Consider the following 23,147-nt stretch of genomic DNA (forward strand, 5'->3'; position numbering starts at 1 on the left):
TCTACGGCAAGGGGAGGGCAGGGGCATGGAACTGACAGCACGGGACAAGCGCTGGATGGGCGTGGCGGGGCTGATCGGGCTCGGGGTGGCGGTGTGCTACGCGGTGTGGGGCGGTGAATCCGACCATCCGCTCCCCTACAAGCGGCAGGACGCCTCCGTCCTGCGTCGAATCCAGCTCGCCGACCCGTCCACGAAGAACACCACCGTGGCGGCGGACGACCACACGGTCTCGATGGAGGTCGCCTGGAGCGGCTGCGACTACAAGCCCGACCTGGTGGCACGGGAGACGGCCAAGCAGGTCGCGCTGCTGCTCAGGCGCCGGGACGCCTCGGGCCCGGACATCGGATGTGAGGACGGCGGCATCGCCGAGCTCACGGTCGTCCTGCATCAACCCCTCGGCAACCGGGCCCTGACCGACGCCCTCACCGGCGAACCCGTCCCCCACGCCCACGCCTGACACCGGGCTGCAGATCCCGGTGGTCCCGACGACGGATGACGCCACCTGCACCCGGACAGCGGCTCCGCCGGCGATACGGGGCGGAGCGCGCCGCCGAAGGCTCTGTACAGGTGGTCTCGCGCGCGACGCGAGCCCGGCCGGTCTTCGCCGAGCCCGGCGGACCGGGCCCCACAGCCCGCTCGAACGACCCCGACGAAGCAGGGGGTGGCATCACCGGTGACGCCGCCCCTGGCGTCGCGGGTGACGCCCAATGTCCAGAACCCGAACTCCAGAACCCGCAGCTGCGCTCGTCCTTCCGGACGGCCGTAGGCCCCTGACGGGTGGCTGCGCGCGAGCACACGCGAGGCCACCCGCCGGCCGGGACCGACCGCTTTCGAACGACTCTCTTGGGCGAGGCTCCAGATCGTCTCCTGACAGCCGATCTTGCCCCCGGAAGGAGCGCCGCACCCGGCCGGTAGCCAGCCGACCGGTAGCCAGCCGACCGGGCCGGATGTCCCCACACTGTCCCGGCCCGGGAGTGAAAGCACTCCTACCAGGGGAACGGCCTGGGACCATCCTGGTGGATCAGTCAAAACGGACTGTCAGGTCCCAGACAGTGCAAGAACTGTCCGGAAGATGATCGCAAGCCCGTCAGACGAGCCCGTGACCTGCGCCGTCACAGAAACACCACACTGCTTCCGGTCGGAATTGGTCTCGACCATTGCCCCGCCTTCACATTCGGAGGAGGCTCCTCGGCGAAGCGCAGGGGCACGGACCCCGGCGCTCACCATTGGGAGGAAGACCACTCATGTCGCTTCGCAAGGCATTCTCCGCCGCGGCCGTGGCCGGGCTCGTGGCCGGCGGCGCCCTCATCGCCGCCCCGGCCGCCCAGGCGTCCACCTACACCTACATCGGCATATACCCGACCGCCGCCGCCTGCCACGCGGCCGGCCAGGCGTATGTGAACAACCACCAGGCCATCGTCTACTTCTGCGACACCACCACCGAGACCGGCCCGGCACGGCTCTCCGTAGTCCTCTACTGAGCCGCTGGAACGCACTGATGGTGGGCCGCACGACCGGCGGCCCACCATCATCACCATCACTGAACGCCTCGCCGACGCTCGGCAGGAAACCGGCACCGTACTGGAGGCCGCGGCGGTCGGTGAGATCGCCACCCAGGCCGTCGCCGACATCCGCGCCCGCCCTGACATCCCGGCCGCCGAGCTGGAGACCGGCCCCGCCCTGGACGGCGTCATCACCGGCGGCGGCCAAGGCGGGCCGGCCACGACCCGCACGTGCCGCAGCCGGAGGAACAGGTGCGGAGACACGCCTGCTTGATCCGGCATGTCGCGCGGATCCCCTCGCTGTTGCGGTAGCGCCGTCGACAGGTAGCCCACGCACCCCTTGCCCCTCGGCGCGGTGACCGGCTACGAATCCCGGCAGGCCCGCTCTCCCCACGAACTCCACGGCCTTCCAGCACAGATGATCGGGCGGAAGCCGTCCCCCTCCCCCTGGATCAGCGGCCTTCGGCAGCGGTGTCCACCAGGACTTTGCCGACCGCGCCGTTTTCCACCGCCCGGTGTGCGTCGGCGGTGCGGTGGAGCTGGAAACAGAGCAGTGGCAGGCCGTGTTCGTCGCCGACGGGCAGGGCGCCGTCGAGCACTACGGCGGTGACGTCCCCGACGGCCGCCGTGCGCGCTGTCGGGCCGGCCGTGTAAAGGACCCGGACCAGTTGTTCGCCTCCGCTGCCGGATCCCGCTACTGGTCGTGCGGCGGCGAGACCGGCAGCGACTCGTGGCCGCCCTCGAACGGACGGCTCCACCCGGCGCTGTCCGAGAAGACCAGGCTCTGCGCGACCTGTTGGGCTTCCCGGGCTGACAGTGAGGACAAGCCGTGGCCCCTCCGGCGGGTCCAACTCTCGGGCTGACCAACGCCGACGCCCCGGCTGCCGCGTGGGCGGGCGGCCCGGTGCCGGCCGTGCAGCCGGCCGCATCAAACGAACCCAGCCGGTCGCTGGCAGCGGACAGCTGCGCGGGCACAGCCCGCGAACTCCGCCTCTCCGCAATGGCATAGCCTCCGTCAGAGCCTCCCGCGCGTCTGGCTGACGGGCTGGATGTACCGTGCCCATCGCGCACGGTGCCAGCGAACGTACTCCAGGCCGACGTCATGGCCAGGCTCCGTTTCCAGACGCTGCCGCACTGTGCCGGTCACCGTTTCCACGACGCGCAGGTCGTCGGTCAGGTAGAGGCCGCCCTGGTCGAACTGCGTGTGGCAGTTCGGGCACAGGCACAGGACGTTGCCGGTATAGTCCGGTCCGCCTTGGCTCAGCGGGCGGATATGAGCACCTTCGCTGATCGCCTGGCGTGGTCCCGGGATTCCCAGGACGCTGCCGCACATCTGGCACTGGTTGCCGTACCAGTCCTTGACGTCCTGAACGACCGCCCCGTCACGCCTGACCCGGCCCTTCCTGTCCCTTACCCCACTGGCGGGCACCGCGGCAGGCGCGCTGACGGCATGGAGACCACCCCGCAGGAACAGTTCTCCCAGCGGCAGGGCCTGCGGCGAGCCGGTCGCGGTCCGGACCTGCCCGCCGATCTCGTCGAAAATGCCGCCGACGAGGTCCAGGGCATCAGGGCAGAGCAACCTGGCCCGATCCCGGCCAGAACGAGCAACCAGGGACCATGCCGCTTCGATGTGGCCGCCGGTGATCACGTCCGTGTTGTCGGCGAGGGCGAGCGCTGCCGCGATCCGGTGGGTGTGGGCGTCCAGTCGGACGAACTGGTCCTCCGGCAGGGACTCCTGGTCGTCGAAGCGAGCAGCGCTGAGCTGGACCGGCCAGAACTTTGCGGCGGCCTCACCCGTCATCGTGAACTGCACCTGCTGGCGCGACAGGCTCTCGTAGATCCGGGCGAGGCCCTCGACGGCCCGGGAGGCCGCCGGCACTATCCGGCGGCCGGGGAGCGTGGCGCCGGGGATTACCGCTTTCCGGCGGAAGACCAGGAATCTGCTGGAGGAGGCCGCTTCCGTCTGTGCTCTGTACCTCCAGTCGCCCACTGGCATCTCCCACAGCACCCCGATCTTGGGGGCCTCCCCCGCCGGGCCGCCTTCGCGCGAACGACGCTGGTGTTCGAGGCTGCGGTACTCCTTGCCGTCCCAGGCCGTACGCAACGCGTAGGCGAGGGAGTCATCGGAGAACGTCCTCGATGGACGGCGCTTGACGGGGCTGCCGGTGAGCAGCAGAGAGAAGCCGGTGCCGGGCCGGGTACTCCGGGCGGACCGGCGCCAAGCGGCCCCCAGCCTGTCCGTTGTGGTGATGTCGTGGTGGCAGGTGAGCCGGCGAAAGCGGCTGGGGTCCATACCGGCTGTGGTCAGGGCCGCGACCAGTGGAGGCCGGGCGTCGTCGGCCAGGAAGGCTCCCCACACCAGGCAAGGCCATTCCATGTGGCCGACAGGAAGAACCGCCGAGGGGGCCACAGCAGTGGCCCACCAGCACAGGGCCGCCGCATAGACGTCCTCGGTGTGGATGCCATCCTGCAGTCCTGCCTGCCGCGCGATATCTCCCAACGGACCCCACATCACCACATCCGACACTGCGCCCTCCCCTGTCTGCCATGCCACCCGGCCCTGGTGATCATCTATCACCCGGCACCGACAGAAGCCGTCCGACGGCGGCCTCTCGTCCGGAGGCCTCCGTGGTCCCGGACGGCGGCCGCAGCCGGGGCGCAGCGGGCCCGGGACAAGGCCGGCGTCGAGCGATCGCCGGAGACCCCCCAGACGGCAGCGAGGAGCACCACCAGGCCGACGGCCGGTGCCGGAGCGCCGAGGAAGGCTCTTGTGTCAGGCCCGGCAGCAGGACTCGCTCAGGTGGCTGTCGATCGCGGCCAGCAGGTCCTGAGCCGCTCCTCGCACCGCAGGGTCGCTGTCGTGGGTGAGCCGGTCCGCTGTCAGCCGGCGGCTCAACACGGCCTGGTGGGCTTCCAGTTGCACCTTCGGCTGCCGCGGATTGCCGTGTTCGAGGATCGTCTGCAGCAACCCGATCGCCCCGGCCCGCGACGTCACGGTCTCGGTGACCGCGAGGTCCCACAGAAAGGGAGCAACGGCGGCAGTCGCGTCGAAGACCGCCAACTCACCGATCCACAGAGCGAGATCGCTCAGGGCTGCCGCACTCGCGAGGGCGTCGCCCCATGCGATCCGCGACAGCACACCGGGAACATCTGCCGCAGATCCATAGGCATGGTTCAACTCGTCCCAGCGCACACGGCTTACGCCCTTGAGAATCGTCCCCACCCAAGCACTCCAGTCCACTCGTCAGACCCATGGCCCGATCGGACTCATTCCACCTCACCGACCGCATGACCGCGATTCCGGGCCGACACGGCGCATGCGCGCTCTCCGCGGGCGAGGCCGGCGCCGTGGTGGAGAGTGTGAATGCCGTCATGGCCGCTCCAGCGCATCCAGATGGCGCCGTCCGCCAGGGAGTCAAGCACACCATCCGGGCGCTCCCCCGTCACGTGGTGCTCCGGGAAGGACAGCCTTGCCGAAGACCTCGCCCGCGAAACTCCAGGGTCGGAACCTGCCAGCACGCGATCAGTCGCCGCTCGGAGCCGCCTTCACGAGTCCGGGCCCTGAGCTGGGCACTGCCAGTCGGCCGCGTCGATCGCGTTGCCCAGCATGTCATTGAGGTGGAAGCAGTGGCCGTTGGCCCACACCGTGACCGAATCCCGCCGATGGTCGACCTGGAAGGGCTCGTCCCCGCGCAACGTCCCGGACCAGGAACCGTCGTCTGCTGGTGAGTGAGTGACAATGGCGCGGGTCTGCCCCGGAGGAATCCGGTAGGTATCCGCCCAGGGCTCCACGGCCAGCTTCAGCGGCGCTTCACCATCGTTTCCGACCAGCAGCCGCGCAGTTCCCCCAGCGAACATCTCCACCTCTTCTTGCCCTTGAGGGCGGTTTCGCACGCAATCACCGTCCACAGGCGTACGCGGCCTGATCCTCACACATGTGATCAGGTGTTCCAAGCCGCTACCGAACTTGACCAAGTAGCTTCGGTGCTGTTCGCCTGACAGCTGTCGGGTGGTTCCGGTAGCCCTGGGGGCATGAGATACGCGCACGGTGGGGGGTTGACTGACGCGGGGAGGGCCGCCAGGAAGCGGGTCCGGCTTCAGGCCGTGGAACGGTTTCGCAGGAGGGCAGAAGAACCGGGAGATCGCTGCCTCGGTGGCTGGATCACGGCGTGCCCAACCGCCCCGGCGCCGCCGGCGGCGAGTACGACCCGGCCGTCGAGTGCCCCGGGGCGGAGCCGGCCGGGCCCGTGCTCGGCGACAGTGAGCGCGCGGTGCGCGGTGAGGGCGGGGACGCCGAGTGCGGCGCCGACGTCGAAGCCGACGCTGTCGGGCAGCGGCACGGCGCGCTCGGCGGGTACGACGGTGTACTGGGCGGCGGTGCCGGTGGGTCGCCCGGCGGCGGCCATGTACAGCCAGACCCGTTGGCCGACCCGGCTGCCGTCGACGCCCTCGCCCACGGCGTCGATCACGCCGGCGCCGTCCAGGTGCGGGGTGACCTCGGCGAACAGCTTGGCGTGGGCGATGCCCGAACGGGCCTGCCAGTCGGTCGGGTTGACCCCGGACACGGCGACCCGGACCCGGACCTCGCCGGGGCCGGGCACGGGGAGGTCGCGGTCGACCAGTTGGAGGACGTCGGGGCCGCCGTTGTCGCGGTAGATGATGGCTTTCATGGTCCGTCCTCGGGTTCTCGGATCCTCGGGTCCTTGGTGGAGACGGACTGTGCGTCGCGGCCGGGTGCCCGCACCGCGAGCCGGCCGGCCGGCCGGCCAGTGCAGGTCAGCCGATGGGGACGTCGTTGGAGCGGGACTCGACCGCGTCCAGGGCGGCGAGGTCGGCGGCGTCGAGGGTGATCTCGCCGGCCGCGATGTTGGCTTCGAGGTGGGCGGCGTCGGCGGTGCCGGGGATGAGCAGCACGTTGGGGGCGTGGTGCAGCAGCCAGGCGAGGCCGACCTGGGAGGGTGTGACGCCCAGGGATGCGGCCACGGCGTGCACCGCCGGCTCGTCGGTCACCTTGGGCAGGCTCGGGAAGGCCCCGCCGAGCGGGAAGAACGGGACCCAGGCGATGCCCTCGGCCGTGCACAGCCGCAGCATGTCCTCGTCGTCGCGGGAGACGAGGCTGTACGCGTTCTGCACGCAGGCGATGCCCGCCGGCAGGGCGCGGCGCAGGCCGTCGAGGGTGACGCCGCTCAGGCCGATCGCACCGATCTTCCCCTCGTCGCGCAGGGCGGTCATGAGCGCGAGCTGGTCGTCGAGGCCGACGACCTGATCGTCGTCGGGGCGCAGGCCGGGGCCGGAGTCGAGGCGGCGCAGGTTGACCACCGGGAGCTGGTCGGTGCCGAGGCTGCGCAGGTTGTCCTCGACACTGGCGCGCAGCTGTTCGGGCCGCTGTGCCAGGCGCAGCGGCAGCGGGCCGCCCGGGTCGGGGTCGGCGCCGACCTTCGTGACGACCAGGACGTCGTCCCGGGCGTGCAGCGCCTCGCGGATCACGTCGTTGGCGAAACCGAAGCCGTAGAACTGGGCCGTGTCCAGGTGGTCGACGCCCGACTCGACCGCGCGGCGCAGCAGTGCGAGGGCCTCGCTGCGGCGGTGGTGGAGGCGTTCGAGTTGGAGGGCGCCGTAGCCGACCCGCAGGACGGTGCGGTCGGCGAAGGGTGCGGTCGGGGAGGTCATGTGGCCGTCTCCTCGGTGGGTGACTGCAGGGCGGTGTGCAGCAGTTCGGCCAGGTAGAGCGCCATCACGCGGTCGGCGATCGGGCCGGCGTGCTCCCGGGCGCGGGCCGGGGCGAGGTCTTCGGCCTTGGCCAGGTGGGCTGTGACGCAGTCGAGCACCATGGCGCGCATCCGGTCGACCGTGTCGTCGACGATGGCGCGGATGGCCGGGTTGGTGGTCGCCTCGCCCCAGGTCTGCACGCCGACCCGGGCTCGGGCGGGGTCGATCGTGGCGATCAGGCGGGCGAGCAGTTCGTCGGGGTCGGGCGGGTTGTCGCTCGCGGCGTACTGGCCGAGGGTTTCGGCGCGTTTGGCGAGCAGCGTGTGGGCGGAGGCCTGGACCAGGTCGGCCTTGCTGCGGTAGTGGGCGTAGATCGAGCCGGTCGAGAGGCCGGACTCGGCCGTGATGTCGGCGATCGAGGTGCGCTCCAGGCCGTTGCGGCTGAAGCAGCGTACGGCGGCCTCGGTGATCTGGGTGCGCCGGAGTTCCTTGCGTGCGTCGGTGAGCCGTGGCAATGCGCCCTCCGTCAAGAAGAATTGACGTTCTGTTTGTAGAGGGGACTATACAGAATCACTGCTCTGTTTGGTGTGGGGGCGGGCCGCGGGTGGACAAGCCCGGCCCGGGAAGCCGGGGGGCCGGGAGGCTGCACTGCCCGTTCCCGTGAACAGGGCCGGGCGCCTGGGCCTCGCGGCGCGGGGACACCGCGATGCGCGGCCGGATGCTCGTGGGGCACTGGCGATCTGACGGTCTGTCGGTCTTTGGGAGCGGCGACTAACGTACGGGTGCAGGCTTGGTGACGCTTCGTCACCAAGCACCGCCATGGGTCCGCCATGGCCTGCGCAGTACGGACGGGGCGCCGCACCCGGACGCACGCCCGAACGCACGCACGCTCGCCGAAGACGTCCATCGCACACCTGGAGACCCCCGTGAATCCCAGCTCCGTTTCCCGCCGGCAGCGCCTGCGCGTTTCCGGCGCCGCTTGCGTCGCGCTGCTGTGTTCCGTCGCCCTCGGCGCCGCGACACCGGCGCAGGCCTTCAGCGGGGGGAACCACGAGAAGATCACCCGGGCCGCCCTGGGGGCCGGAGGCTGGCACCCGAGCTCGCTGACGGCGATGGCGGACGGGAACTCGGGGGCGATCGTCGCCAACGACCACGGCGAGTACTTCGGCATCGGCAAGCTCCACTGCGACAACGCCGACTACCTCGACCCCCGGTACGACAACCGCTACCCCCGCACCCGCGAGCAGGCCAACGCCGAGATCATCGACTGCGTCGAGGGCTCCATCGACCACGTCAAGCGGGCCGTCGCCGCCGCGGACCGGCTGGTCGACGCGAACGGGCGCGTCATCGCCGCCCAGACCTCCATCTCCCCGGCCTGCTCGTGGAACGACCAACCGGGACGGGCGAAGTGCGAGGTGCTGGAGGACCTGGGCCGCGGCTGGCACCAGATCGAGGACTTCTACGCCCACAGCAACTGGGTCGACCAGGCCGGCCCGGGAGCCACCGGCGTCAGGAATCCCCCCGGCCTGGGGCGCACCGACCTGCCCGCGTTCTTCTCCATCAGTCGTTACAGCTCCATGAGCCGGGCGGACTGGGTCAAGGACGCCACCGGCCACATCCCGCACGACCTGGCGACGGGCTGCTACCCGGACCGCGACCACAGTGGGACGGTTTCCAACTGCACGGGTCGCGTCACCCACGACGGGGTCCTGAACAAGGACACGAAGGACAGTCCGCGCTCGGTCGTCGGCCACAACTTCGACCACGCCTACGACCTCGCCGTCAAGGACATCGAACGCCAGTGGAAGGAGTTCAAGGACGAGCTTCAGCGCAGGTACCCGAACAACGGCCGGGCGAAGGCGATGATCTGCGCCATCACCCACGACCACCCGGACAAGACCTGCTCCTGACACACCACCGCGGCGCCGGCCAGGCCGGTCCGAACGCCCCGAACGGCCCGAACAGTCCCAACGGCCCGACCACACCCGCCGGTGGGACGAGGAGACCGGTGGACTCGATGTCCCGCATCCCGCAACGGGAGGAAGGCCCCGCGTGTCCCTTCGACGCACAGCCTTGAGGATCGACTGGAACACCCAGTCCGGGCCCGACTCCATGACGGCCCACCACGCGACCGTCACCGGGGCCGGATTCGGCCAGACGATCCGCAGCATCAACGGCGCCGTGGAGTGCAACGGCAGGAACACCGCCGAGATGCAGGACAGGGTCAACCCCTACCAGCGGTTCACACGCATCCTCGGCACCTCCCCCGGCACCAACCTGACCTGCTGAACGGAACGGAACGGAGAAGTCATGCGCGGATTCCTGACCAAGCTGTTCGTCGCGGCGGCCGCCGCCGCACTGACCGTGGTACTGCCGAGCACGGGCGCGGGCGCGGCGACGGGTGCGACCGTGACGGGCACGACCGTGACGGCTGCGACCGTGACGGGCGCGGCGGCGCCGACCCGCACCGCGCCGGCTGCGGCCGCCGCGGTCAACCACACGGTGACGTTCGTGAACCACTCGTCGCAGAAGCTGTGGATCGGAAGCGGCGTCAACGCCGACGGGTCGAAGCAGTTCACCCGGCTGCCGGTCCTGGCCCCCGGCCAGTCGGCGACGGTGACGATCCCCGAGACGACCGCCCCGTTCCACTGGCGTGGGAAGTTCTTCGCACGCCAGGGATGCGGCGGCGCCCCCGGCAGCACCTTCCACTGCCGGGTGGCCGACTGCGGCCCGGCCGCCGACCACTGCACGACGGGCGAACAAGCCGCCAGCCTCGCGGAGTTCAACTTCGACGCCAAGGACGGCGCCGCCCCCTGGTACGACGTCAGCTACGTGAACGCGTTCTCGCTGCCGATCACGATCACCCCGGTGAACGCCACGATCCCCGCCGGCGGGGGCTGCGACACACGGGGCTGCGCGGCGAACCTGCTGCCCTACTGCCCGCCCGCCGACCTGACGCGCGGGCCGGACGGCAAGCCGATGCTCTGCACCAACCCCAGCCGGGACACCCCCAGCAGCTACAGCCGCGCGCTCAGCGCGAAGTGCCCCAAGGCCTACACGTGGTCCAAGCAGGACCAGGTGCCGGGCAACAAGGTGATGCAGCAGTGCAGCCGTTGCAGCGGCTTCACCGTCACGTTCGGCCCCACCGCGTGAGCCGCCCGCCCCGGACCCCGGCCCCCGGTCCGAGCCGCTGCTGGCCCCGTCACGGCCGCGCGACCCACGAGAGGAACGCCTTGCCCCGTCGAATGCGCCTGTTCACCGCCCTGCTCGCGGTACTCACCTGCCTCACGGTCGGCAGTGCGGCCGACGCGACCGCCGCCCCGGCGAAGAAGAAGGGCGTGAGCGCCTGGAACTTCACCGACGTCACCAAGGCGCTGGCCGACTCCAGGGCCGGCTGGTTCTACACCTGGGCCTCGGACCGCCAGCAGATCAAGCCGCCGGGCGGCGTCGAGTTCGTCCCCATGATCTGGGGCGCCGGCTCGGTGACCGACGCACAACTGCGAACGGCCCGGCAGGAGGGCACGACCCTGCTCGGCTTCAACGAACCCGACCTGCCGGCACAGGCCAACATGAGCGTCACCAGGGCCCTCGACCTGTGGCCCCGGCTCCAGTCGACCGGGATGCGCCTGGGGGCACCCGCGGTGGCGGGCGGCGGCGACGTCGCGGGCGGCTGGCTCGACCAGTTCATGAAGGGCGCCGCCGCCCGCCACGACAAGGTCGACTTCATCCCCCTGCACTGGTACGGCTCGGACTTCCGCGCCGACGCCGCGACCGGCCAACTGCGCAGCTACCTCCAGGCCGTCTACAACCGCTACAAGAAGCCGATCTGGCTCACCGAGTACGCCCTGATCGACTTCTCCAGCGGCACCCCGAGGTATCCGACACCGGAACAACAGGCCGCGTTCGTGACGAAGTCGACCGCCATGCTCCAGGGACTCCCCTTCGTCGAGCGCTACGCGTGGTTCACCCTCTCCGCGGACCGTGGCGGCACCGGCCTCTACAACCGGGCCACCCCCAACCGGGTGGGCACGGCCTACCGCGCGGCCGGCTGAACGCGCTGGCCCGCGCCCGCAGACGGACGCGGATGACCATGACGCCCGGATCGGCGCAGAACCGGGGCCGGAGAGCCCGGCGGATGGACACACGTGCCCACCCGCCGGGCGACGGCCCGTAGCCGACCACCGCGGCTCATCGGCCGGCCCTGCACCGGCCCACGGGATTCCCCAGGTGGCCGTCGCCCGCGAACACGTTGCTCGCCACGGGCTGTACAGGGCCGCCGCCGACACCGGACGGCAGCGCCTGGCGCCAGCGGTCAGGACGGATCCGGCGCCCAGGCCAGCCGCCGGCAAACGCACCGGTACGCTCCTCCAGCACGCCGAACACCCCGCCTCAGGCCTGCCCAACCCGACAGGTCCGCGTAGTCGTGGACCACACCGAGGCCACGCAGCCGAGCGCACTCCCCGGTGCCCTTCCAGCAGCGCCCCGACAGACCGGAGACGGTGACCAGGCGACCGGACGGCGGCAACGGCGAAGGCGTACGGCCCCCGGGCCCCGGCCCCATCACGCGGGACCCGCCGGCGGCCAACCCCCCGGCGCAACCGCCGTTACGGCGGTCGCCCCAGGCGCCGCCCGGGACCTGCCCGGAGATCTCGGCGAACCACGAGGGGCCGTTCCACCTATGCGCGGCCACCGTCGGCCGACTGCGTGGCGGAGGAGGAGCTGGCCACCGCCGCCGACAGCGGACCGGTGCCCAGATTGGTCCAGGAGCCCCAGCAGGCCAGACGGAACAACGGTGCCCTCGCTGTCGGGAACGCCCTCTACGTCAGCGAGCGCGATGCCTACCGCCGGCTACGCCAAGCTCGGGAGCTGGAACTGACGGCAGCGTATTCGCCGACGTCGGAGGAAACCAACGGCCAGGAGTCGGAGCCTCTGGCGAATCCGCCGGCCCCTCCACTGACGCTGTGGCAGTGACTGCGGCTCCCGGCCAAAGCCGACAGCAGCACCGTGCTCGGCGCCGAGCCCGGGAACGCGAACAGCACGCCCGTGCATGTGGAGCCGCGTAGCAACGGCCGGATTCCCCAGGTCATGGACGCCAAGTATGACGTCCCGTATCCCCCGTCTCCTCCCCCGATCGGGGGAGCGCGGTTTCCCTCCCGACCGGGAGGCGCGCACGGGGCGCTGTGTTCCAGGATCGGTCAGGCCCGGAGCGACCGGGCCGATCACGGAAGGACAGCGGATGCACACCCCTGGAACGGCGGCCGCCCGGCCCGCAGCAGCAGCAGCAGCACGCAACGCCCCGGCGACGGCGGCCGTGGTGCTGGGCGCGCTCGGCCTGTTCACCTCGTTCGCGGTCGTCGGCGGCCTGTTCGGCGCCGTCGGCCTGGTCACGGGCGCCGTCGGCCTGCGAGCGTCCGGGCGCACCGGCACCGGCCGGGGCCGCGCGCTCGTCGGCCTGCTGCTCTCGCTCGCCGCGATCGCGGCGTCCGTCCTGGCCGCCGTCTTCATCGCCTGGTATGCGAACCACACCCAGGAGTGCTACCGCCCCGACGACCTCCACCAGTACGTCGAGTGCGTCCGCCGCAACCTCTCCGGGCACTGACCGCGCCGGAAACCCCGGCGAACACCCAAACCGCACACACCATCAGAGGTGACATTTCCATGAACACACGTATGCCGCTTCGGTTCCACGTCCCGCGTCGCAGGACGACTCACACTGCCGTCGCCGTGGCCATCGGGGCCCTCGCCCTCGGCGCGCTCGCCCCGTCCGCCGGCGCCGCCTCGGGGGCAGCCAGGCCAGACGCCGTCCAGCAGCGTCTGAACGCCATGGTGGGCCCCGATCACGCGCCCGGCGCTCTGGCTGCCGTCCGTGACCGGGCCGGCCACACCCGTACCTATGCCGCGGGCGTCGGGGACCTGGCCACCGGTGCGAAGGTGCCCGGGGACGGCGAGGTGCGGATCGGCAGCGTCACCAAGACGTTCACCGCGGTAGTCGTGCTGCAGCTGGTCGGCGAGGGCAGGATCCGCCTCGACGTCCCGGTCGAGACCTACCTGCCCGGCCTCCTGCGCGGGCAGGGGATCGACGGGCGCAAGATGACGATGCGTCAACTACTGCAGCACACCAGCGGACTTCCCGACTACGAGGACGACGTCACCGACGACATCCTCCAGCGCCGCTACCTCTCCCCCCGCGACACCCTGGGCATCGCGCTGCGACACGAAGCCGTCTTCGCCCCGGGAACGAGTTGGGGGTACAGCAACACGAACTACCTGGTGGCCGGGATGATCGTGGAAAAGGTCACCGGACGGCCTCTTGCCGAGGAGGTCGACAAGCGCATCGTCAAGAAGATCGGGCTGCGCCACACCTACCTCCCCGCCCCCGCCGAGACCACCCTTCGAGGGCCCCACCCCCAGGGCTACCACAAGGACCGCCCGAACGGACCGCTGCGCGATGTCGCCGAGATCGACCCCTCCGCGGCCTGGGCGGCGGGCGCGATGGTCTCCACCAGCTCCGACCTCACCCGGTTCTTCTCCGAGCTCGTGAAGGAAGGCCACCTCCTCAGCGGCCCCGCGCTCAAGCAGATGCGCACCACCGTCCCCACGGGCGTGCCCGGCTACGACTACGGACTGGGAATCATGAGGACACAGCTGTCGTGCCACAAGACCGTCTGGTGGCACAACGGCAGCATCCCCGGCTACGGAACCTGGAGCGCCGCCACCGACGACGGACGCGCCGCCAGCGTCACGATGACCGTCGACCCGACCAGCCAAGCGGACCTGCAGCCAACCGAGGATGCCGTCGACGCGGCCCTGTGCGGCTGAACCACGCCTCTTTGAGAACCACCGTCGCGATTCCAGGCTGCGTTGCTGTCGAACAGTTCGGGTTGATTCATCCCAGCTTGTGTTGTCGGTGGGACGCGATGTGATGCAGGGTCGTCGAGCTTCCGGTCCTGTGAGCCCGGCCGTGGGGGGCCAGTGGAGCAGTCATATCGACTGCTCCACTGGTCCCCAGGACCGGGGTGGGAGTAGGGACGCGGACGGCCCCGCACGAAACCGGGAGGCCTGGGGTTCACGTGCGGGGCCGCTCACGGGGTGTGGGCCGTCGGACTCCGGTCAGGGTGTACGCACCCGTACCGTCCTGCCTTTGCCAGGTACGGCGAACCTTGTAGGCGCCGGCCTCGCAGGTGAGAGCGGCCTGTGTGCTACGCCCGGTGGCCTCGGGCTGTTCGGCAAACGTGTGCTGACTTCCGCTCAGACGGGGCCTGTCGCACTGCGCGGGCGTCGGCCTCGGAAAACCCGTTCATGGCTCAGTGTCCGAACGATACGATCTCCACCAAACGCACACCTGTGCGACAAAGTTCCATAGAGAAGCAGGTCCATGCCTCACCCGTTCGTCATCGTCACCCTCCTCGTCCTCCTCATCAGGCTGGGCCTCTGGCTGAACAAGCACCGCAAGGCCACCGCGGGCCACGATGCGCCCGCAACGGGCCTGGTGCCGCGCGCCGAACTGGTCGAAGTGGGCAGCGAACCCGCCGACCCGGCGGCGCGGGCGGCCCTGGATGCGGCCAAGGCGGGGGACTGGCGACCCGCCGCGGCCTACCTCTCCGACGGCGACGGCGACTGGAGCATCCGCTACGCCCGGATGAACCCGTTCGGCGACCTCGCGGCCACCGACGACACCTGGCTCCGGCAGTGGCGCAAGGAGCAGCCGGACAGCCCCGAGGCCGCCCAGGTGCATACCGACGCCCTGGTCAAGCGGGCGTGGGAGATCCGCACCGCGAAGTACGCCTCTCAGGTGACCCGCGAACAGGCCATGGGCTTTCACCAGGTGCTTCAGGAGGCAGCGGAGGTGTCGCACGAGGCGATCCGACTCGCCCCGGCCGGGGACCCGAACGCCTGGGTGGTGCAGCAGTCGATCGCGATGGGCCAGGGCTGGTCGCACGAGCGCTACCGCGCGCTGTGGTCGGAGATCGTGGCCCGCGAGCCCCACCACCACGGCGCGCACACCGCCGCGCTGCAGTACTGGTGCGAGAAGTGGCTCGGCAGTAACGAGTTGATGCACGAGTTCGTGGACAAGGCGATCGCCGGAGCGCCGGCGGGCAGCCTGCTGACCGCGCTGAGGCTGCGGGCGTACTGGGAGCAGATCCTGCGCGACAAGTCCGCGGCCTCGCTCTACCGTTCCGCCGAGTACACGGCCGCCCTCGACGCGGCCCTGGCCGACCTGGCGGCCGCCGACCCTGCCCACCCCGGCATCGTCCCGGCGCGTGGCTGGATCGCCCACGGCCTGATCGAGAACGGCCGCCCGGCGCAGGCCCTGGAGCTCTTCCGCGGGATGGGCCGGGAGATCGCCGGCCCGTGGATCTACTACGGGAACCCGGCCGCGGTCTTCGACGCCGCCCGTAGCAAGGCCGCCCGCGCGGCGGCCTGACGCGGTCGCACCAGCTGCTCGCGGGGGCGGGTCCGGCAGTGCGATCGGCGGGTGGGGGGACTGCCCTGGTCACGCGATGGTCGTGACGGTGGCAGGCCCGGCGCGCTGGAGGAGCAGGCTCATCGGGGCGAAGCCGGGGAGTCGCAGCCCGTCGCGCGCCCGTGGGTCAGCCTTCGTCAGGGCGGGTCGATCTGGGCCGGCGGTTCAGCTCGACGCGGGTGTGCGCCGGTGGTCCCCGGTCAGCGGCGGCCGGTGGCCAGGATGACGAGGAACTGGCCGCCGCCCGCCTCGATGTCGGCGGTCACCGGAAGCCCCGGTACCAGTCGGGAGAACCGGTCCACCAGCCACTCCGCCGCTTCCTGGGCGTCCTGCCTGGTCGGACAACGGCCCACCATCTCGCGGCCCCCCTTGCGCTCCAGCCTCGCGGCAACGGTGATCAGCGGCGCGGGTTCGGCCACGTACAGGCGGTCCGGCCAGGCGATGACCACCTTGACCGCGCCCTTGCGGCTGTTGCACCCGCGGTGCGCGAGCCGCTCCGCGACCTTGGCCTTCCGGTCGGCGGTCCGGCTGTCAACGCTGGGCCCCCTGGGATCGTTCACCGACTCGTCGGGGTCGACCGGTTCGTCGCACACCCAGCAGCGCCAGCCGTCGCGCTCAGCCACATCATCGAGGAGACTCACCCGACCAAACTAGCCTGCCCGGCCGCCACCCCGCGCACCAGGGCCTCTGCAATCAGGGAGACGGCCGGCTTCATCTACCACGTCCTCGATGACCAGCGCCGACAACACAAGCTCGTTGACATCTCGCACGCCATGCCAACGATGCCGGCGCCCCTTCGCTACCGCCGATTTCGGGACAAAGCCGAATTCATGACACTCCCGTTCCGGGACGGCGGTGTGCAGGGCGGCGGTCAGGCGGGTTGGGCGGGGCAGAGGATGGTGGTCTGCAGTGCGGGCAGGCCTTGTTGCCAGTTCTGGTCCTTCGCCTGGGTCGCGTTGTTGAACTCGTAGTAGATGTAGGGCACCCAGTTGAGGTTCAGCTGCTGGTAGCAGGAGAGGTTCGCGGGAATCTGGACGCCGACCTTCACGGTGCGGGTGGCTCCCGGAGGTATCGGCGTGTTGAGGTGGAGCGCCGCGTTCTTGTCGGTGTGGGTGCAGTCGGTGATGTCGCCGGTGCAGGAGACGACGGCGTAGGCGTTCTGGTTCTGGTTCTCGGGCCAGGTCGCCTGGAGGTACTCGTAGACGAAGTTGATGTCGGTCGACTCGGTGTTGGTCAGGGACAGGGTGACGGTCAGCAGCGTGCCCGCCGTTGCGGTGTGCTGGTCCACGTACACGGCTGCCCCGGGGACGACGGCGGCATCCGGGGGGAGCGGCGGAAGGTTCGGGGTGGCCCGGAGGTGCGGGGCCGGCGGGGCGGGGACGGCCGTCGCGGCGGGTGCCTGGGCGAGCAGCGCGGTGACGGCCATCGCGGCGGCGGCCAGGGCTACTGCCGGGCGAAGGGTACGTGAACCAGCCATCCGGGGACTCCTGTCTCGTCAATGATTAGGTGAATAAAAGGAATTGATGTTCAGTCGGTTTTTGGTCCGGCTGGATTTCCGATCCCGGGGGCAGGCTGCCACCGGTCCGCCGGCAGGCCGGCCCCCGGGACGGCCGGATCCGCTCACTTGCGAAAACGCGTGTGTTGCTTATGGCCGAACTGCCCGTCGCCGCAGTAGATGCGCGACTTACCGTGACGGGTGGTCGGGCCGCTCATGCCGAGCCGCCCGTGCCTGCGGCGGCCACCGCCGTGCCTGCCGCGAGGGCTGTCCCGATCGCGCCTTCCACAAAGCCTCCTTCTTTCGTGCTTCCTGCCGAGTGATCCGGTTCCGATTCCTTGGCAGCGCGCCCCGGTGTGCTCGTCCTCCTGCCGACGCGTTCTCGGAGGGGACTTCTCCAGCGTGCTCGGTGACGTCGGCGCCTCCCCCACGTGGCGCCTCCCCCGGTGGCGCCGCGCTGTTCGCGGCGTGGCCGGAGCGGCTTCCCAGCGCGCCAGCCGGTCGTGCTCGTACGCGCAGACGGCCTTTTGGGACCCTGCAAGTTGTCCGAAGAACCGGTGGAGACTCCACAGTGCGGCCTGCTCGATTGTCCATCTACAGGAATCCGGTCGAGGGCCAGGTGGGCGGCGGACAATCCGGTTTGGCCGCGGACAAGGGCAGGGGCAAGTGGGAGACCCCAGGAGGCGGATGCCCTGGCCCGGTTCGTGCGGGAGGTGCCGTCGGGGTCACTGTCCACGAGCCTGCCCGGCGCTACCCCGTCGGCAGGACCAGTTGGAGCGAGTACCGCTGCGCGGAGAAGGGCATTCCGTGGCACCTGCTCCAACAGCTGGCCCACGAACGGGTGGCGGACCCGCAGGCCCGGCCGGTGCTGCTGGCACGTGCTGCTCGCCCGCACTCGTATCGATGCCACCCGCGCCTGACCGCGCACCGCCCGATCACGGACGGCCCCGGGGACACCGGGGCAGGAGCGGAGGCGGTCTTGCCGGGACTCTGCAGGGAGCCGGCCGGGATCTTGCCGGGTCCTGTCGGGGCGAGGCGCGGGGCGGCCTGAAGGGCATGGACCAGGCCGATGCGCTGTCCATGTACTCCCTGGTGATGCTGTCGATGGCGCTGGGGACGGCCGGGCACCTGGGGAAGCTGTCGCGCCGGTACCTCGCGGCGCGGCAGGCGGGCGAGACGGGCGAGGTACCGATCCCCGCGGGTCTGCTGGTGCAGTTGTTCCTGTGTCTGACCGCGGGCCTGGTCATGTACTTCGTGATCAAGCCGTAGGCACCGGCGAGAGACGGAGCGGTGCACGGCCGGTGGCAGTTCGATCAGCGACCCCGGGCCTGGAGCCGACGGGGCCGGCAACTGCGCAGGCTGCCGCGGTGATCGTCCGATGCATCGAAACCATCAGGCCTGGGACCTCGACGGTGGTGAACGAGCGTCCGGGCGTGCGGATCGGCGAGGAGTACCCGGTCCTCGGGGTGCTCGCCGCCCGGCACCGGATCCTGCTCCGCCTTCCGGACGCGGTTGCCGAGCAGGATCGGCTCGAAGCTCAGGTCATCGCGGAGGCGTGACGAAACCCCCACAGGGCGACTCCGAAGGGCCGAACACCCGGCGCCGCCTTCTCCACGTGCCCGGCCGACCCCCGGCAGGCAAGGCCCCGCACCCGGCGCACTCGAACGAAGACCTTGCCTGTCGCGTACAGCTACGGCCGCCCGGTCAGGACCGGGCCTGGCGGCCACCGGCGTGAACCGGACTGATCAACCACCGCTCTTGCGGCGGAAGTTGCGCTTGCCGCCCACCGCGCCGTGAGCGCCGTGGATCTTCGAGTCGCCACTGGGGCCGCCGGCCGCGCTACCGGACTTGGCGCCGTGCTTGCGCTCCAGGGCGGCGAGGAAACGGGCCTTGACGTCGTCCTGGGCGGCGGGCGCGGGGGCCTCGGCAGCCTCCGTGGCCTCCGGGCTCTTGGCGTTCTCCGGGTTCTCGGATGACTCCACGTCGCTGCTCATGCAGAACCTCTTCCTTGAGGGATGGTGGCGGTTGCCGACTTCACGCACACCATGTCATGCCCGAGCACCCCATCTGCGGGTGGGTGCCGATCCTGTACGAACAGAACCCGCACGCCCGCCCGGCCCTCAGGACCCGGCCGGATCTCTCCGGCAGGGCCCCGACGGGGCCCTGCCGGGTTACCCGCGAGTAGGAATGGCGGGGAGCTCGCCGGCCAGCAGGCGTCGAGATCGCGAGGGCGAGCCGGCGGAGCGCCCGCGACACATCGTCGACCGAGTCGACGGGGTTCCCCCCGGTCGAGGTCCTGTCCGACCTCCGCTTCGCCGAGAAGCGCATCGCGGACCTCGAAGTGCAACTTATCGACCGCCGGTGGCCCGTTCGACGCCACCCTCCCCCGCGTCTGGCGCGGGCCCCCCGGGGCCCCGAACGAGCCGGCAGCCCGGGTACGCGGGGGGGCGTACCCGGGCTTGCGGGAGGACGGGGTCTCAGGCGGCGAGGGTGGCGTGGAGGGCGTCGAGGCCGTCGCGGTAGATGGCGGTGAAGAGGGCCACGGCCTCGTCCTCGGTGGCGCCGTCGGGGTTGAAGCGGCCGGACCACTGGACCTCGGAGACGTTCTCCTGGCCGGGGACGGCGTGGACGCGGATCGTGGAGACGTAGCCGTTGACGGGGAACGGGGCTTCCAGGATGGCGTAGCTGTAGTGGCGCTCGGTCTCGTTGAAGGCGACGAGGCGCTCGATGATGACCCCGCCCTCGGGGTTGCGCAGGCGGCGGACGCGGCCGCCTTCGAGGGCGGTGCTCTCGGGAATGTACGGGAGCCAGTCGGGGAGGGAGTCGAAGCCGCCGATGAGGTTCCACACCTGGTCGGGGGAGGCGGGGACGATGCGGCTGACGGAGGTGGAGGCCATGATCGGATTTCCTGACGGGTCGGGGGTGGTTCAGGCGCCGTACGGCAGCGGGGCGGCCGGGCTGACGAGGTCGGCGGAGCGCAGCTCCTGCCAGAACGCGGCGGGGACGGCCTCGTTGAGCGCCGCCTGGTCCTCGGCGATGCGGCTGGGCTTGGTGGCGCCGGCGACGACCGCGGCGGTGACCGGGTGGGCGAGGGAGAACTGCAGGGCGGCGGCCTTGATGCTCACGCCGTGCTTCGCGGCCAGGTCCTTGAGCCGGGTGACGCGCTCGACGATGTGCGCGGGGGCTTCCTGGTACTCGAAGTGGGTGCCGCCGGCGAGGATGCCGGAGCTGTAGGGGCCGCCGACGACCATGCCGACGCCCTGCTCCTGCGCCATCGGCAGCAGGCGCTGGAGGGCGTGCTCGTGGTCGAGGAGGGTGTAGCGGCCGGCGAGGAGGAAGCCGTCCGGGCGGGGCTCGTCGAGGGCGAGGGTGAGCTCGATCGGCTCGGTCTTGTTGACGCCGAGGCCCCAGGCCCCGATGACGCCCTCGTCGCGCAGGCGGGACAGGACGCGGAAGGCGCCGGTGCGGGCCTCCTCGAACTTGGCCAGCCACTGGTCGCCGTGGAAGTCCTGGGCGATGTCGTGGACCCAGACGATGTCCAGGCGGTCGGTGCGCAGGCGCTTGAGGCTGTCCTCGATGGAGCGCTCGGTGGCCTCGGCGGTCCAGACGTGCAGCATCTTGTTGGGGTTGCCGTGCTCGAACAGGCCGCCCTTCTCGCCGAGTTCGCGGGCGCCGTCCTCCAGCTCGTCGAGGATGACGCGGCCGACCTTGGTGGAGAGCACATACTCGTCGCGGGGCTTGGCGGAGAGGACCTCGCCGAGGCGCTCCTCGGCGAGGCCGGCGCCGTAGAAGGGGGCGGTGTCGTAGTAGCGGACGCCCTGCTGCCAGGCGGCCTCGACGGTGGCGGCGGCCTCCTGGTCGGGGATCGCGCGGAACATGTTGCCGAGCGGGGCGGTGCCGTAGCCGAGCTTGCCGGGGAGGAGTTCCTTGAGGGTCATGGTGGTGCCTTTTCACGACGGAGAGTGTGGGGGCGCAAGGGTCACTCATTAGATGCGAGCGCGTCTTGCATGCTTTAACAATAGTTGCAGACGCGCGGTAATGCAAGGGCTCTACGCGACGGATGCGGGGAAACGCGGCAGGACGTACTCCGCGAGCTCCTGCAGCAGCTCCTCCACCGGCCGGTCGTTGGGCCGCAGGTTGAAGGAGACGTGCGAGACCCCGAACAGCGCCATGGTCTCCAGGTGCTCGATCAGGGCATGGCGGCCGGTGCTGAGGCCGAGCCGGATCGGACGGGCCGGGGCGTCCGGGTCCTCCTGGAGGGTGAGCACCATCGGGGTCACGTACGGCTTGTCCCCGGCGAGTTCGCGCCACTGGCGGGTCCGCAGGCGCAGCGCGCCCAGGTCGCGGGGGTAGTTGAGCGAGACGTCGGCGTGCTCGGCGATCCACTCGGGCGTCTGCTGGGCACCGCCGGCGACGGCGATCGGGATGCCCGCCGCCTCCACCGGTTTCGGCAGGACCTCCAGCTGGAAGTCCGAGCCGAGCCCGACCCCGGGCAGTTCCATCGGGCCCGGGCGCCAGGCGGCGCGCAGGGTGTGCACTCCCTCGCGGAAGGCGGCGCCGCGGGCCTCGAAGTCCCGCCCGAAGAGCGGGTACTCGACGGGACGGTCGCCGCTGGCGAGGCCGAGCAGCATCCGGCCGCCGGAGAGCGCGTCGACGGTGGCGGCGGCCTTGGCGACGAGCAGCGGTTCGCGCAGCGGCAGGACGACGGCCGCGGTGCCGAGGACGGCGTGCTCGGTGACGGCGGCGAGGTGGCCGAGGTGGGTGAAGGTCTCGAAGACCGTCCCGGCGTCCCCGAAGCGGACGGGGTCGAAGAGCGGGACGTCGCGCACCCAGAGGCCGGCGAAGCCGAGCCGGTCGGCGAGCCGGGCGAGGCGCGCGTGGTCGGCGAGGTCCGGGACGCCGTGGGGGCGGCCGGCCGTACGGTCGGTGGCCTGCCGGGACGGGCCCCAGTCGTTGTCGAGGGGGAGTTCCAGGCCGAGGGTGAGCCGGCCCTCGCCGGGGGCGAGGCGGGCGAGGGCGGGGTGACGGGGTGCCATGGGTGAATCGCTCCTCGGAGCAGGGGGGAACGGGCGAAGCCCGCTGCGGGTCGGCCGGGAAGGGCCGGCCCGCAGCGGGCTTCCGGGGGTGCGGGGTCGGTCAGTTGAACTGGTCCGGGTGCGGGCCGGTCCGCAGGTCGCGGTCGGTGGCGGCGATGGCGGCCATGTCCTCGTCGGTCAGCCGGAAGTCGAAGACGTCCAGGTTCTGGCGGATGCGCGCCGGGGTGACGGACTTCGGGATGACGATGTTGCCGAGCTGGAGGTGCCAGCGCAGGACCACCTGGGCGGCGGACTTGCCGGTGCGGGCGGCGATCGCGGTGATCGCCGGGTCGTCCAGGACGGCGCCCTGGGCGAGCGGGCTCCACGCCTCGGTGGCGATGCCGTGCTCGGCGTGGAAGGCGCGCAGCTCGGCCTGCTGGAGGCCGGGGTGCAGCTCGACCTGGTTCACGGCGGGCACCAGCCGGCTGTCGTCCAGCAGGCGCTGGAGGTGGGCGGGCTGGAAGTTGGAGACGCCTGCGGCGCGGATGCGGCCCTCGGAGGCGAGGCGCTCGACGGCGCGCCAGGAGTCCGAGTAGAGGTCGCGGGCCGGGGTGGGCCAGTGGATCAGGTAGAGGTCGAGGTACGCGAGGCCGAGCTTGGCGAGGCTGGCGTCGAAGGCGCGCAGGGTGGCGTCGTAGCCCTGGTCGGCGTTCCACAGCTTGGTGGTGACGAACAGGTCCTCGCGCGGCAGGCCGGAGGCGGCCAGGGCGCGGCCGACACCGGTCTCGTTGCCGTAGATCGCGGCGGTGTCGATGCTGCGGTAGCCGGCCTCCAGGGCGGAGGTGACGGCGGCGGTGGTCTCGTCGTCGGGGACCTGGAAGACACCGAAGCCGAGCTGGGGCATCTCGACGCCGTTGTTGAGCTTCACGGTGGGGACGGTGGGGTTGTTCATGGTGCGTGCT

General features: G+C 71.1%; 25 protein-coding genes and 1 pseudogene. 11 read left to right on the top strand and 15 right to left on the bottom strand.

Features of this window, described 5'->3' with window-relative positions:
• Window positions 1–25: 25 nt before the first annotated feature.
• A complete protein-coding gene (locus ACFVTF_RS03630) occupies window positions 26–457 on the top strand; it encodes a hypothetical protein (protein ID WP_387808444.1) in 432 nt (143 codons plus the stop codon).
• 787 nt (window positions 458–1,244) lie between these two features.
• A complete protein-coding gene (locus tag ACFVTF_RS03635; RefSeq protein ID WP_331745293.1) occupies window positions 1,245–1,481 on the top strand; it encodes a hypothetical protein in 237 nt (78 codons plus the stop codon).
• Window positions 1,482–1,954: 473 nt separating this feature from the next.
• On the opposite strand, the gene ACFVTF_RS03640 is transcribed toward ACFVTF_RS03635, so the two are convergent.
• From ACFVTF_RS03640 to ACFVTF_RS03675, 8 genes are all read right to left on the bottom strand, one after another.
• Window positions 1,955–2,101 carry a hypothetical protein gene (locus ACFVTF_RS03640; RefSeq protein WP_387808447.1) on the bottom strand — a complete coding sequence of 49 codons (147 nt, stop codon included), beginning with the start codon at window positions 2,099–2,101 and terminating at the stop codon, window positions 1,955–1,957.
• A 95-nt stretch (window positions 2,102–2,196) separates the two neighbouring features.
• Entirely contained in the window at window positions 2,197–2,328 is a 132-nt protein-coding gene (locus ACFVTF_RS03645; RefSeq protein ID WP_387808449.1) for a hypothetical protein, read from the bottom strand.
• A gap of 189 nt (window positions 2,329–2,517) precedes the next feature.
• Window positions 2,518–4,029: an HNH endonuclease gene (locus ACFVTF_RS03650; RefSeq protein WP_387808452.1), complete on the bottom strand. Its 1,512-nt coding sequence runs from the start codon at window positions 4,027–4,029 to the stop codon at window positions 2,518–2,520.
• A gap of 246 nt (window positions 4,030–4,275) precedes the next feature.
• Window positions 4,276–4,725, bottom strand: coding sequence for a hypothetical protein (locus tag ACFVTF_RS03655; RefSeq protein ID WP_387808455.1), 450 nt, complete (start codon window positions 4,723–4,725; stop codon window positions 4,276–4,278).
• Window positions 4,726–5,048: 323 nt separating this feature from the next.
• Window positions 5,049–5,360, bottom strand: coding sequence for a hypothetical protein (locus tag ACFVTF_RS03660; protein ID WP_387809573.1), 312 nt, complete (start codon window positions 5,358–5,360; stop codon window positions 5,049–5,051).
• A 239-nt stretch (window positions 5,361–5,599) separates the two neighbouring features.
• Window positions 5,600–6,172 (bottom strand): alcohol dehydrogenase catalytic domain-containing protein, encoded by a 573-nt coding sequence (locus ACFVTF_RS03665; RefSeq protein WP_387808458.1) that lies wholly within the window; start codon window positions 6,170–6,172, stop codon window positions 5,600–5,602.
• 106 nt (window positions 6,173–6,278) lie between these two features.
• Window positions 6,279–7,172 carry an aldo/keto reductase gene (locus tag ACFVTF_RS03670; RefSeq protein ID WP_387808461.1) on the bottom strand — a complete coding sequence of 298 codons (894 nt, stop codon included), beginning with the start codon at window positions 7,170–7,172 and terminating at the stop codon, window positions 6,279–6,281.
• Window positions 7,169–7,726, bottom strand: a complete 558-nt coding sequence (locus ACFVTF_RS03675) for a TetR/AcrR family transcriptional regulator (RefSeq protein WP_387808464.1) — start codon at window positions 7,724–7,726, stop codon at window positions 7,169–7,171. Before ACFVTF_RS03675 ends, ACFVTF_RS03670 begins: the two co-directional genes overlap by 4 nt.
• Window positions 7,727–8,137: 411 nt before the next feature.
• Between ACFVTF_RS03675 and ACFVTF_RS03680 the strand changes: the two genes are divergently transcribed.
• The 7 genes and pseudogenes from ACFVTF_RS03680 (at window position 8,138) to ACFVTF_RS03710 (ending at window position 15,636) form a co-directional block, all read left to right on the top strand.
• Window positions 8,138–9,121, top strand: a complete 984-nt coding sequence (locus ACFVTF_RS03680) for a hypothetical protein (RefSeq protein ID WP_387808467.1) — start codon at window positions 8,138–8,140, stop codon at window positions 9,119–9,121.
• Window positions 9,122–9,296: 175 nt separating this feature from the next.
• Window positions 9,297–9,500 (top strand): annotated as a pseudogene (locus tag ACFVTF_RS03685) (glycoside hydrolase family 19 protein); the annotation flags it as partial.
• Window positions 9,501–9,521: 21 nt separating this feature from the next.
• Window positions 9,522–10,364, top strand: coding sequence for a thaumatin family protein (locus ACFVTF_RS03690; RefSeq protein WP_387808470.1), 843 nt, complete (start codon window positions 9,522–9,524; stop codon window positions 10,362–10,364).
• An 80-nt stretch (window positions 10,365–10,444) separates the two neighbouring features.
• Window positions 10,445–11,263: a glycoside hydrolase family protein gene (locus tag ACFVTF_RS03695; protein WP_387808473.1), complete on the top strand. Its 819-nt coding sequence runs from the start codon at window positions 10,445–10,447 to the stop codon at window positions 11,261–11,263.
• A 1,184-nt stretch (window positions 11,264–12,447) separates the two neighbouring features.
• A complete protein-coding gene (locus ACFVTF_RS03700) occupies window positions 12,448–12,810 on the top strand; it encodes a DUF4190 domain-containing protein (protein WP_387808476.1) in 363 nt (120 codons plus the stop codon).
• 125 nt (window positions 12,811–12,935) lie between these two features.
• The gene (locus ACFVTF_RS03705; protein ID WP_387808479.1) at window positions 12,936–14,030 is read left to right on the top strand and encodes a serine hydrolase domain-containing protein; all 1,095 of its coding nucleotides are present in this window, start codon (window positions 12,936–12,938) and stop codon (window positions 14,028–14,030) included.
• A 556-nt stretch (window positions 14,031–14,586) separates the two neighbouring features.
• Complete coding sequence (locus tag ACFVTF_RS03710) at window positions 14,587–15,636, top strand: hypothetical protein (protein WP_387808482.1); 1,050 nt, start codon at window positions 14,587–14,589, stop codon at window positions 15,634–15,636.
• Window positions 15,637–15,875: 239 nt separating this feature from the next.
• On the opposite strand, the gene ACFVTF_RS03715 is transcribed toward ACFVTF_RS03710, so the two are convergent.
• Both ACFVTF_RS03715 and ACFVTF_RS03720 read right to left on the bottom strand, forming a co-directional pair.
• Window positions 15,876–16,316, bottom strand: coding sequence for a hypothetical protein (locus tag ACFVTF_RS03715; protein WP_387808485.1), 441 nt, complete (start codon window positions 16,314–16,316; stop codon window positions 15,876–15,878).
• 230 nt (window positions 16,317–16,546) lie between these two features.
• A complete protein-coding gene (locus tag ACFVTF_RS03720; RefSeq protein WP_387808487.1) occupies window positions 16,547–17,152 on the bottom strand; it encodes a hypothetical protein in 606 nt (201 codons plus the stop codon).
• A 1,074-nt stretch (window positions 17,153–18,226) separates the two neighbouring features.
• On the opposite strand from ACFVTF_RS03720, the gene ACFVTF_RS03725 reads away from it, so the two are divergent.
• Together ACFVTF_RS03725 and ACFVTF_RS03730 are read left to right on the top strand one after the other, a co-directional pair.
• Complete coding sequence (locus tag ACFVTF_RS03725) at window positions 18,227–18,439, top strand: hypothetical protein (RefSeq protein ID WP_387808490.1); 213 nt, start codon at window positions 18,227–18,229, stop codon at window positions 18,437–18,439.
• Between the two features lie 146 nt (window positions 18,440–18,585).
• Window positions 18,586–18,729 carry a hypothetical protein gene (locus ACFVTF_RS03730; RefSeq protein WP_387808493.1) on the top strand — a complete coding sequence of 48 codons (144 nt, stop codon included), beginning with the start codon at window positions 18,586–18,588 and terminating at the stop codon, window positions 18,727–18,729.
• Between the two features lie 186 nt (window positions 18,730–18,915).
• Here the strand turns inward: ACFVTF_RS03730 and ACFVTF_RS03735 are convergent, their stop codons facing one another.
• The 5 genes from ACFVTF_RS03735 to ACFVTF_RS03755 all read right to left on the bottom strand — a co-directional run bounded on the left by ACFVTF_RS03735 (window position 18,916) and on the right by ACFVTF_RS03755 (window position 23,137).
• Window positions 18,916–19,164 carry a DUF5302 domain-containing protein gene (locus tag ACFVTF_RS03735; RefSeq protein WP_387808496.1) on the bottom strand — a complete coding sequence of 83 codons (249 nt, stop codon included), beginning with the start codon at window positions 19,162–19,164 and terminating at the stop codon, window positions 18,916–18,918.
• A gap of 483 nt (window positions 19,165–19,647) precedes the next feature.
• Window positions 19,648–20,067 (bottom strand): SRPBCC family protein, encoded by a 420-nt coding sequence (locus tag ACFVTF_RS03740; protein ID WP_387808499.1) that lies wholly within the window; start codon window positions 20,065–20,067, stop codon window positions 19,648–19,650.
• A gap of 30 nt (window positions 20,068–20,097) precedes the next feature.
• Entirely contained in the window at window positions 20,098–21,108 is a 1,011-nt protein-coding gene (locus tag ACFVTF_RS03745; protein ID WP_387808502.1) for an aldo/keto reductase, read from the bottom strand.
• Between the two features lie 111 nt (window positions 21,109–21,219).
• A complete protein-coding gene (locus ACFVTF_RS03750; protein WP_387808505.1) occupies window positions 21,220–22,206 on the bottom strand; it encodes a TIGR03571 family LLM class oxidoreductase in 987 nt (328 codons plus the stop codon).
• 100 nt (window positions 22,207–22,306) lie between these two features.
• The gene (locus tag ACFVTF_RS03755) at window positions 22,307–23,137 is read right to left on the bottom strand and encodes an aldo/keto reductase (RefSeq protein ID WP_387808507.1); all 831 of its coding nucleotides are present in this window, start codon (window positions 23,135–23,137) and stop codon (window positions 22,307–22,309) included.
• Window positions 23,138–23,147 lie beyond the last annotated feature (10 nt).

It is taken from the genome of Kitasatospora sp. NPDC057940, from assembly GCF_042887425.1.
Classification (GTDB): Bacteria; Actinomycetota; Actinomycetes; order Streptomycetales; family Streptomycetaceae; genus Kitasatospora.